This window comes from Aeromonas sp. ANP5 (assembly GCF_963870295.1).
Lineage (GTDB): Bacteria > Pseudomonadota > Gammaproteobacteria > Enterobacterales > Aeromonadaceae > Aeromonas > Aeromonas veronii.
The window spans coordinates 51,667-61,548 of record NZ_CAWMRY010000033.1; the positions used below are offsets into that span (position 1 = coordinate 51,667).

A 9,882-nucleotide genomic window follows, 5' to 3' on the forward strand; every position below is an offset into this window, starting at 1 on the left:
CATGCTGAAAGCGATCATTGTGGAAGACGAGTATCTGGCCCGTGAAGAGCTGGCCTATCTGGTGGGGCAGCACAGCCAGATCGAGATAGTGGCGAGCTTCGAAGATGGGCTGGAGGCGTTCAAATACCTGCAGGATCACGAGGTGGATGTGGTGTTTCTGGATATCCAGATCCCCTCCATCGATGGCCTGCTGCTGGCCAAGAACCTGCACAAGTCGAGCCATCCGCCCCACATTGTCTTCGTCACCGCCTACAAGGAGTTTGCGGTGGAAGCGTTCGAGCTGGAGGCGTTCGACTACATCCTCAAGCCCTACAATGAGCCCCGCATCATCAATCTGTTGCAAAAGCTAGAGCATGCGGGCAAGTCGCAGCCAGCCACCACGGGGGAGGCGAGCGGTGAGGGGAGCAGCCCCCACAATCGCACCGTCAATCTGGTGAAGGGGGAGCGCATCATCGTCACCCCCTGCGAGCAGATCTACTACGCCGAGGCCGACGAGAAGCTCACCTATGTCTACACCCGCGATGATTGCTACGTGATGACCATGACCATCAGCGAGTTTGTCAGCCGGCTGCCTGCCGAGGGGTTCTTCCGTTGCCACCGCTCCTACTGCGTCAACATCAACAAGATCCGCGAAATAGTCCCCTGGTTTAACAGCACCTATCTCATCCGGCTCCATGATCTGCCGTTCGAGGTGCCGGTCAGTCGCAGCAACATCAAGGCGTTCCGTCAGCTGATGCGGCTCTGATTGTCATTCATTCCCGCCGATCTGCATTTCATGCCTTAATCGATCGGCGCGAACTGCGTCTTGCCTATAGTGGCCTCAATTTCCTTAAGGCCATCGACCGAGACGCATCATGACCATCGATCTGAATCGCACCCGGTACCTGACACTGATCGGTACCATCATCACCCAGTTTGCACTGGGTTCTGTCTACACCTGGAGCCTGTTCAACGCCCAGCTCTCCGACAAGCTGGACGAGCCGGTGAGTCAGGTCGCTTTCGCTTTCGGCCTGCTCAGCCTGTCGCTGGCAGTCGCCTCCTCCATGGCGGGCAAGCTGCAGGAGCGGTTCGGGGTGCGTAACGTGACCCTGGGTGCCGGTGTGCTGCTCGGCATCGGTTTCTTCCTCACTGCCCATGCCAGCAATCTGGCGATGCTCTACCTCTGCGCGGGCATTCTGGTCGGTTTTGCCGACGGTACCGGCTACCTGATGACCCTCTCCAACTGCGTGAAGTGGTTCCCGGAGCGCAAGGGGCTCATCTCCGCCTGCTCCATCGGGGCCTATGGTCTCGGCAGTCTCGGTTTCAAATATATCAACCTGCTGCTGCTCTCCAGCTCCGGCCTTGAGACCACCTTCCAGCTGTGGGGGCTGATCGCCATGTCCATGGTGCTGGTGGGCGGCATGCTGATGAAGGATGCACCCAAGCAGGCCGCTTCCGTGCAGCAGAGCGAGAGTCGTGACTTCACTCTGGCCGAGGCGATGCGCAAGCCGCAGTACTGGATGCTGGCGCTGATGTTCCTCACCGCCTGCATGAGCGGCCTCTACGTTATCGGCGTGGCCAAGGATATCGGCGAGAAGATGGTGGGTCTGCCTGCTGTAGTCGCCGCCAATGCCGTCGCCATCATCGCCATGGCCAACCTGGGTGGCCGTCTGGTGCTGGGTATCCTCTCCGACAAGATGTCCCGCATCCGGGTCATCACCATCGCCCAGCTGATTACCCTGGCGGGCATGGCGCTGCTGCTGTTTGTACCGCTCAACGCCAATCTGTTCTTCGTGGCGGTTGCCTGTGTGGCCTTCAGTTTCGGCGGCACCATCACCGTCTACCCCTCGCTGGTGAGCGACTTCTTCGGTCTCAACAACCTGACCAAGAACTACGGTGTCATTTATCTGGGCTTTGGTCTGGGCAGCATCATCGGCTCCATCGTGGCCTCCCTGTTTGGCGGCTTTATGGCGACCTTCCACCTGATCCTGGTATTGCTGGTGGTGGCGCTGGTGCTCTCCCTCACCATCCGCCTGCCGGCACCGGTAGCGGTGGAGCGGGCCTGATAAGCCTCCCTGCCACAGCAAGCAAAAACAGAGACCCGGGCCATGCCCGGGTCTTTGCATTTCCGATGGTCGATCAGCGCGGCGGCAACCCCAGCAGCTGGCGGGCCTGACGGCAGCTCTCCTCCACCATTGGCCAGTCGTCACCGGTTACCGTGATATGGCCCATCTTGCGGCCGGGGCGGGGTTCGCCCTTGCCATAGAGGTGCAGATGCAGGCCGGGCAGCGCCAGCAGGGCGGCCCAGTCGGGGGTGCCGTTTTGCCAGAGATCCCCCAGCAGGTTGATTAACAGGGCGGGGCGCACGGCGATCTGCTCTGGCAGCGGCAGATTGCACAGGGCCCGCACCTGCAACTCGAACTGGCTGCATGCGGCATTGTCGAGGCTGGGATGGCCCGAGTTGTGGGGGCGTGGTGCCAGCTCGTTGACCAGCAGTCGCCCCTCCACCAGAAAGAACTCCACCGTCAGCACCCCGACGTAATCGAGGGCCGCGATCAGTCGCTCAGCGATTCCTTTGGCTTCGCTCTCCAGCACCGGCACATTGGCCGGGGAGCGAGTCTGATCGAGGATGCCGCCGCTGTGCCAGTTCTGCACCAGTGGCAGGGCGCTGATGGCGCCGCTCGGACTGCGGGCCAGGGTCAGGGCAAACTCCCCCTCCAGCGCCAGCCGTTGTTCCAGCACGCAGGGCACGCCACTAGCTGCCAGCGCCGTCGCCAGCTCATCCAGATTACTCACCTGCCACTGTCCCTTGCCGTCGTACCCTTCGCGGGCCGTCTTGAGAATGGCGGGCAAGAGTTCGCTGGCCTGTGCGGGGATGGGCTCTTCCGGCAGTAGCGCCAGATAGGGGGCGATCGGGATGTTGGCTCCGTGCAGAAAGACTTTCTCCTCGCGGCGATCCTGACAGATGCGCACCGCGCTGGCGGCCGGGCGTACCGGTTTTTGTTTTTCGAGCAGCGCGAGGGTGGTGGCGGGCACGTTCTCGAACTCGCAGCTGATGGCCTCGCAGCGGCTGGCCAGTTCGTGCAGGGCTGCGGTGTCGTCATAGGGGGCGACAATATGGTGATCGGCGGCGACACCGGCGATGCTGGCCGGGTTGGGATCCAGTACTACTACCTTGTAGCCAAGGCGGTGGGCGGCCATCACGAAGTAGCGGCCAAGCTGGCCGCCCCCCAGCATTCCGAGGGTGGCGGGAGGCAGGATCATGTCGGCTCCTCCAGCGTGAGGGCCAGCACCCGGTCGCGCTCGCGGGTGCGAAAGTCGTCGAGCTGCTGCCGGTAGCGGGGGGCGTTGCCGTCTTGTGCAACGGAGAGCAGAGATACCGCGAACAGGGCGGCGTTGGCGGCCCCCGCCTCGCCGATGGCGAAGGTGGCGACCGGTACCCCTTTGGGCATCTGCACGATAGAGAGTAGCGAGTCCATCCCCTTGAGATGGCGTGATGGGATGGGCACCCCCAGCACCGGAAGAGTGGTCTTGGCGGCGACCATGCCCGGCAGATGGGCAGCGCCACCGGCCCCGGCGATGATGGCCCGTAGTCCGCGCTCGCGGGCTGTGGCGGCATACTCGAACAGCAGATCCGGGGTGCGATGGGCCGAGACTACCTGCGCCTCGTAGGGCACGCCGTGCTCCTTGAGGATGCGGGCGGCGGCCTGCAGCACGGGCCAGTCGGAGTCGGAGCCCATTATCAGGCCGATCAGCGGAGGGGTGTTCATGTGTGTTGGTTCCTTGCTGTTAAACGTTTTCTTTTGGTAAGCAAAAAGAGCCGGCAAGCCGGCTCAGAATTTCTCGGGTCGCACGATTTCGACCGGTTGCAGAAAGGCTATCATGGCGTAATCGGGGTAGTAGCGACTCTGCAGGTGGGCCAGCAGCCGCTCCGCCTGCTCCCGGCTGCAGATCGCCTCCAGCCGGATGTTGCCGCTCTCGCTCCAGCTGGCGTTGCGCTCGCCATGATCCCCCCGGCCGCGGGCATCTGTGATGGTGTAGCCGCGCAGCCCCTCGCGGGTGAGGGTGCGCAGCAGGGTAGGTTCCAGATTGGCTTCCGTGATGACGGTCAGCAGTGTGCGGGTCTCGGTCTGCATGTGGCTACTCCGTGAAGTGGCGGGCCCAGCTGTGGTAGAGCGGGATCCCCAGCATGATGTTGAACGGGAAGGTGACCCCCAGCACAGCGCTGAGGGACAGCCCCGGGTTGGCCTGAGGCACGGCGATGCGCATGGTAGCCGGCACGGCAATATAAGAGGCGCTGGCCGCCAGGGTAGCCAGCAGGGTCAGGCCGCCGAGGGAGAGCCCCATCAGCTGGCCAGCTGCCAGCCCCAGTCCCGCTGAAGCGAGCGGCATCAACAGGGCGAAGCCGAGCAGGAACAGGCCGTGGCGGCGCAGATCCTGACACTGACGGGCGACGATCAGGCCCATCTCCAGCAGGAACAGCGCCAGCGCCCCCTTGAACAGGTCGACAAACAGCGGCTTGAGAGGAGCAATTCCGTCCGGCCCGGCCAGATAGCCGATGGCCATGCCGCCCAGCAGCAGGGTTACCCCTTTGCCGAGGAAGGTCTCGTGGGCCAGCATGCGCCAGCGGGTCTCGCGACTGATGCCGCGGGCGAGCACTATGCCCACCAGAATGGCGGGGATCTCCATCACCGCGAGGAAGATGGAGAGCTGGGATTCAAAGCTGATGCCCCGTTCGGTGAGCCAGTTCACCCCGACCGCAAAGGTGGCGACGCTGACCGAGCCATAGTGGGCGGCGGTGGCGGCGGCATCGACCCGGTTCATCTTGAGGCGCAGTACGGCAAAGCCGAGCAGGGTCTGCACCACGCCGAGCAGGATCACCAGCGCCAGTTGCGGCAGCAGGGGTTGCAGGGATTGCTGGGCCAGACCGACGCCGCCCTTGAGGCCGATGGCCAGCAGCAGAAAGAGAGAGAGGGTGTCGTAGAGGGCAGGATGCAGTTTGAGCTCGGAGCGCACCAGACCGGCCAGCAGACCAAACAGAAAGAAGAGTACAACAACGTCCAGCATGATGGTTCGCAGGGCAGTTCAGATAATGGTTGCATGCTAGAGCCCGCAATGTTTCGATAAAATCAGATTCTCGCTGATGGTTGTTCGGTAAAAACTGATAGGGAACGGCATGCTCAACTACAAACAGCTCTACTACTTCTGGCATGTGGCACGCAGCGGCAGCGTGACACAGGCCGCCGAACAGCTGCATCTCACGCCGCAGACCATCAGCGGTCAGGTTGCAGAGCTGGAGCAGTCCCTCGGAGTGGCGCTGTTCAACCGGGTGGGGCGGCGTCTGGTGCTGACCGCTGCCGGACGGCAGGCGCAGGAGCAGGCGGGGGCGATTTTCTCGCTCGGCGCCGAGCTGGAGCACACCCTGCGCCACGCTAGTCAGGAGCTGACCATGCAGGTGGGGATCGCCGATTCGGTACCCCGCACCCTGGCGTTCGAGCTGCTGGCTCCCGCCATGGCGCTGGCGACGCCGCTGCGGCTGGTGTGTCACGAGGAGCGGGCCGAGCAACTGTTCAGCGAGCTGGCCCGCCACAAGCTCGACATGGTGCTGATCGATCGCCCGCTCCCTCCCGACAGCGGCGTGCGTGGCTACAACCACGAGCTGGGGCGCAGCCCGCTGGCCCTCTTTGCCAGCCCGGAGCTGGCGGCGCGGGCGCGGGACGGCTTTCCCGCCTCGCTGGAGGGGCTGCCGTTGCTGATCCCCGGAGAGAAGTCTGCCACCCACGATCGGCTGCTGGAGTGGTATCGCCAGCAGGGCATTCATCCCCATCTGGTGGGGCAGTTTGATGACTCCACCCTGATGAAGTCGTTCGGCAAGGCGGGGATGGGGATCTTCCCGGCGCCGCTGGCGATGGCCGACGAGATTGGCCGTCTCTACGGAGTGGAGCGGATTGCGACCCTCACCGACGTCACCCTCTCTTACTATCTGGTCTCTGCCGGTCGCCATCTCTCCCATCCCGGGGTACAGGCGGTGATGGAGGGGGCCCAGCAGCGGCTGGCGGCGCTGGTGGGCAACAAATAGAAATCTGGATGGCTATACATCCAGCTTTGCTCTGCCTATAATCCTCCCGCTTTGGCGCATCATGCTTAATAGGGAATCCGGTGAGAATCCGGAGCTGGCGCGCAGCGGTAAGGGGGAACGAAGCGACATCAGGGCACTGCCGTCAGGCGGGAAGCCGTCGCCGTAGGCTATCAGCCCCCGAGCCCGAAGACCTGCCAGAGTTCGTATTTCGGGCCGAGAGAAACCGGCCACGAAGTAGATACTTACGCGAACTTAAGGATCTCTCATGTCGAAGAAATTTCTGGCGGCTGCCCTGTTGCCGACGGCGGCGTTTGCTCAGCAGCTGACCATTCCCGTCAATCCCACCATGGTGGTGACCGCTACCCGCGTCGCCCAACCTGCTTCCAGCGTGCTTGCCCCGGTCAATGTGGTGACCCGGGACGAGATCGATCGCCTGCAAGCCCAGACCGTGACCGATGTGGTCAAGACCCTGCCCGGTGTGGAAGTGGTCAGCAATGGTGGCCGAGGCCAGCTCAGCTCGCTGCGGGTGCGTGGTGGCACCTCTTCTCAGACGCTGGTGCTGGTGGATGGGGTGCGCAGTGCCTCTTTGACCGCCGGGATGACCGAACTGAACAATCTGCCACTCAATCAGGTGGAGCGCATTGAATACATTCGTGGCCCACGCGCCACCATTTATGGTTCTGATGCCATCGGCGGGGTGATCAACATCATTACCCGTCCCGACAAGGGGACAAATCAGCACAAGTTCAATATCGGTGCTGGTTCCCATCAACAGCGTCAGGCCGCTTTCAGTAGTGCCAGCCAAGTAGGTGAGGCGGGTCAGCTCAAGGTGGCTGGCGGCTTTGATGATGAAGAGGGTTACAACGTACACCCCTTGCCCGGCATCAACGATGGTGACCGTCACGGGCATCAGGGCTACAACGCCATGCTGGACTACCAGCAGGCGCTCGGCAGCAATTGGGATCTGTTCGGTACAACCCGCTGGTTCCGCAATGTCGCCCAGTACGACCGCTCTTCTGCGGCTTCCGCCTGGGGGCCTGCCACCCATCAGCGCAACGAGACCTGGACTGAAAACCAGAGCTATCAGCTGGGGTCGCGCTATCACGATGATCGCTATCTGAGTGAGTTGCGTGGCGCCTTCTCCAAACAGGATGCGTACGACTATCAGGACAACAGTGGCCGCGATCAGGCCAATACCCGGACCTACACCCGCCAGTACAGTCTGAACTGGGTCAACAGCTTGAGATTGAACGAGAGCTGGACGCTGGGAGGCGGGGCCGATTGGCAGAGTGATCGACTGGATGATCGCTCCCGCTCCTCCGGCTCCACGTATCCGGTCGACGCCAAAGAGCGCGACAACACCGGCCTCTATGCCCTGGCCCAGTTTGACAACCAGATATGGCAGGGTGAGCTGAGCGGCCGTAGCGATGACAACGAACAGTATGGCCGCCACAATACCTGGCAGACCGGTGCTGGCTGGCGCTTTGCGGAGGATTACCGCCTGAGTGCCCGTTACGGTACCGGTTTCCGCGCCCCGACCTTTAACGATCTCTACTATCCGGGTTCTGGCAATCCCAACCTGAAGCCGGAAGAGTCGAAGAGCAGCGAGCTGATGCTTGACGGTCAAACTGCGGGTGTCGAGTGGCGTATGACCGGTTATCGCAATGATTTCGAGCAGATGATCCAGTGGGCCCCTAATGGTAATGGTGGGTCATCACCACAAAACGTTGGCAAGGCGCGCATTGAAGGGGTCGAGCTGGAAGGGGAGTTTGATACCGGCTGGTTGAGTCATCGGGTCTCTGCCGAGTACAAGGATCCCAAAGACAAGGTGACCGATAAACAGTTGCAGCTGATCTCCCGCAAAGGGGCCAAGTGGATTACGCAGGCGCAGTGGCAGCAGTTTGACGGCTCGTTGAGCTGGATCTATCAGGGGGAGCGCTATGGCAATGTGGCCAATACCACCGAACTGGGTGGTTACAGCCTCTGGAATCTGGCGGTTGGCTACAAGGTCACCCCGGCGCTCAAGGTATCTGGCAAGATCAACAACCTGCTGGATAAGGAGTATCAGACTGCGGTGGGTTATCCGGCCGATGAGCGCGCTTACTACGTGACGATGGATTACTCACTCTAAGCCGGACCCGGCCACGCGGAAAAATCAGGGGCCCTGCCATTGGCAGGGCCTTTTCTATTGGCGGCAGGCGGGAGTATGATCGCCGCCTTGCACCAAAGGGGAGCTCAAGTGGCCAATATTCTCGTGTTTGATTCCGGTATGGGTGGCCTGACCATCTACCGCGAGATCCGTCGCGTTCTGCCGGCACACAACTATTTCTACTGCTTCGACAATGCCAACTTCCCCTATGGTGAATTGAGCGAGCCCGCCCTGATTGCTGCCTGCACCCGATTGGTTACCACCATGGTGGCCCGTCATCAGATCGATCTGGTGGTGATTGCCTGCAACACGGCCAGCACCATAGCGCTGCCGGCCTTGCGTGAGGCGCTGGATATTCCCGTTGTGGGGGTGGTGCCGGCCATCAAGCCCGCCGCAGCCCAGACTCGCAATGGTTGCATCGGTTTGCTGGCTACGCCGGGCACGGTGAGTCGCCACTATACCCACGAACTGATCGCCCAGTTTGCCCCCGGCAAGCAGGTGCTGCTCAAGGGCACCACCGAGCTGGTCATAGAAGCCGAACACAAGCTGGCGGGCCTACCGGTCAATATGGCGCTGCTGCGCGAGGTATTGGCCGACTGGCTGGAAGGGGAAGAGAAGCCGGATACGCTGGTGCTTGGTTGCACTCACTTCCCGCTACTCAATGAAGAGATTGGGCAACTGATGCCGCAATGTCAGCTTATTGACTCGGGCAGTGCCGTTGCCAAACGGGTGGCCTGGTTGCTGAACAATGGCGGGCATGCCATCGTGCAGCCTGTACATATAGAAGAGGTAATTGCCAGGGCTTACTGTACCCGGCTGGATGGGGAGGCTCAAAAACTGACAGCCCCCTTGCAAGCATGGGGGCTGTCATCACTGGAAGAGGTGAAGTACTGACGAGCGGTTAGGCGTCAGCTTCGCTACCTTCTCTTTCCTCTTTATCACGTTTGTCATTTGCTTCACGCACCTTGAGGGTGCGCTGCTGATACTCTTTATCATTCAAAGCGGCAATCGCTTTGGCGGCATCGGCGGCGGGCATCTCCACGAAACCGAAACCTCTGCGCTTGCCGGTTGCCTTGTCTTTCATCAACCGCACGGAAATTACCTGGCCCTGTTCGGCAAACAATTCGCGCACTGCGATCTCATTGGCGCGATAGGGCAGGTTGCCTACATATAAGGTGCAAGTCTCCTGATTGGCGATCGACTCGGCGATATTAGCCGGGGTTCGCTTCAGGAACAGCGGTACCACGAAACCGCCGATGGCCAGACCTGCAGCAAAAATCACTTCCGCTTTCAAAGAGAACTGCAGGGCCTGGGCAACCAGGTAGCCAACCACTGCCAATACCAGAGCAAGGATTGCGGCCTGCATATATACGGGAAACTTGGATAAATTCATCTTAAAAGACCTTTTGTAAATGAAAGCAAAAAAGGTGCAACACTATATTCACCTCCATGGTAACCAGCTTTCCTGATTGGCGCTACCATGGACCACTCGGGAGAGGTTATCGGCTCCAGTATGGCATTCCCAAGGTCACTAAAGGCGACATAAATGACGCTAAAATGGGAGTGAAATAACCGGATTGTGGATAACATTGTATATATACACTGAATAAGCTGTTTCTAATTGAATAATTTGAAATTTTCGTGATTTTCTTCAAAAAAAGTCTTGTCATCGCAG

General features: G+C 60.8%; 10 protein-coding genes and 1 riboswitch. Of the genes, 5 read left to right on the top strand and 5 right to left on the bottom strand.

Features of this window, described 5'->3' with window-relative positions; all coding sequences use genetic code 11:
* The first annotated feature begins 1 nt into the window (after position 1).
* Together AACT07_RS17215 and AACT07_RS17220 are read left to right on the top strand one after the other, a co-directional pair.
* Entirely contained in the window at positions 2–745 is a 744-nt protein-coding gene (locus AACT07_RS17215; protein WP_069529127.1) for a LytR/AlgR family response regulator transcription factor, read from the top strand.
* Positions 746–854: 109 nt separating this feature from the next.
* Positions 855–2,045: an L-lactate MFS transporter gene (locus AACT07_RS17220; protein WP_005339218.1), complete on the top strand. Its 1,191-nt coding sequence runs from the start codon at positions 855–857 to the stop codon at positions 2,043–2,045.
* A gap of 73 nt (positions 2,046–2,118) precedes the next feature.
* On the opposite strand, the gene AACT07_RS17225 is transcribed toward AACT07_RS17220, so the two are convergent.
* From AACT07_RS17225 to AACT07_RS17240, 4 genes are all read right to left on the bottom strand, one after another.
* Positions 2,119–3,243 (bottom strand): 5-(carboxyamino)imidazole ribonucleotide synthase, encoded by a 1,125-nt coding sequence (locus AACT07_RS17225; RefSeq protein WP_069529128.1) that lies wholly within the window; start codon positions 3,241–3,243, stop codon positions 2,119–2,121.
* On the bottom strand, positions 3,240–3,749 hold the full coding sequence (gene purE, locus AACT07_RS17230) for a 5-(carboxyamino)imidazole ribonucleotide mutase (protein ID WP_069529130.1): 510 nt from the start codon (positions 3,747–3,749) through the stop codon (positions 3,240–3,242). The genes AACT07_RS17225 and purE overlap by 4 nt, the downstream gene beginning before the upstream one ends.
* A 63-nt stretch (positions 3,750–3,812) precedes the next feature.
* Positions 3,813–4,115, bottom strand: coding sequence for a P-II family nitrogen regulator (locus tag AACT07_RS17235; protein WP_005321666.1), 303 nt, complete (start codon positions 4,113–4,115; stop codon positions 3,813–3,815).
* A 4-nt stretch (positions 4,116–4,119) separates the two neighbouring features.
* Positions 4,120–5,046 (bottom strand): sodium-dependent bicarbonate transport family permease, encoded by a 927-nt coding sequence (locus AACT07_RS17240; RefSeq protein ID WP_069529132.1) that lies wholly within the window; start codon positions 5,044–5,046, stop codon positions 4,120–4,122.
* A 109-nt stretch (positions 5,047–5,155) separates the two neighbouring features.
* On the opposite strand from AACT07_RS17240, the gene nhaR reads away from it, so the two are divergent.
* The 3 genes from nhaR (at position 5,156) to murI (ending at position 9,101) form a co-directional block, all read left to right on the top strand.
* On the top strand, positions 5,156–6,058 hold the full coding sequence (gene nhaR / locus AACT07_RS17245) for a transcriptional activator NhaR (RefSeq protein ID WP_069529133.1): 903 nt from the start codon (positions 5,156–5,158) through the stop codon (positions 6,056–6,058).
* Positions 6,059–6,093: 35 nt separating this feature from the next.
* Positions 6,094–6,271: riboswitch (cobalamin riboswitch) on the top strand.
* Between the two features lie 52 nt (positions 6,272–6,323).
* Complete coding sequence (locus AACT07_RS17250; RefSeq protein ID WP_069529134.1) at positions 6,324–8,189, top strand: TonB-dependent receptor domain-containing protein; 1,866 nt, start codon at positions 6,324–6,326, stop codon at positions 8,187–8,189.
* A 108-nt stretch (positions 8,190–8,297) separates the two neighbouring features.
* Positions 8,298–9,101 carry a glutamate racemase gene (gene murI, locus AACT07_RS17255; protein WP_069529136.1) on the top strand — a complete coding sequence of 268 codons (804 nt, stop codon included), beginning with the start codon at positions 8,298–8,300 and terminating at the stop codon, positions 9,099–9,101.
* Between the two features lie 7 nt (positions 9,102–9,108).
* On the opposite strand, the gene AACT07_RS17260 is transcribed toward murI, so the two are convergent.
* On the bottom strand, positions 9,109–9,600 hold the full coding sequence (locus AACT07_RS17260) for an RNA recognition motif domain-containing protein (protein ID WP_069529138.1): 492 nt from the start codon (positions 9,598–9,600) through the stop codon (positions 9,109–9,111).
* Between the last annotated feature and the right edge of the window lie 282 nt (positions 9,601–9,882).

What these genes read in the sequence shown, in the direction of transcription:
- AACT07_RS17225 (WP_069529128.1), bottom strand. Translation starts at nt 3,243, where the DNA reads ATGATCCTGCCTCCCGCCACCCTCGGAATGCTGGGGGGCGGCCAGCTT.
- AACT07_RS17220 (WP_005339218.1), top strand. Translation starts at nt 855, where the DNA reads ATGACCATCGATCTGAATCGCACCCGGTACCTGACACTGATCGGTACC.
- AACT07_RS17235 (WP_005321666.1), bottom strand. Translation starts at nt 4,115, where the DNA reads ATGCAGACCGAGACCCGCACACTGCTGACCGTCATCACGGAAGCCAAT.
- AACT07_RS17250 (WP_069529134.1), top strand. Translation starts at nt 6,324, where the DNA reads ATGTCGAAGAAATTTCTGGCGGCTGCCCTGTTGCCGACGGCGGCGTTT.
- nhaR (WP_069529133.1), top strand. Translation starts at nt 5,156, where the DNA reads ATGCTCAACTACAAACAGCTCTACTACTTCTGGCATGTGGCACGCAGC.
- AACT07_RS17260 (WP_069529138.1), bottom strand. Translation starts at nt 9,600, where the DNA reads ATGAATTTATCCAAGTTTCCCGTATATATGCAGGCCGCAATCCTTGCT.
- AACT07_RS17215 (WP_069529127.1), top strand. Translation starts at nt 2, where the DNA reads ATGCTGAAAGCGATCATTGTGGAAGACGAGTATCTGGCCCGTGAAGAG.
- purE (WP_069529130.1), bottom strand. Translation starts at nt 3,749, where the DNA reads ATGAACACCCCTCCGCTGATCGGCCTGATAATGGGCTCCGACTCCGAC.
- AACT07_RS17240 (WP_069529132.1), bottom strand. Translation starts at nt 5,046, where the DNA reads ATGCTGGACGTTGTTGTACTCTTCTTTCTGTTTGGTCTGCTGGCCGGT.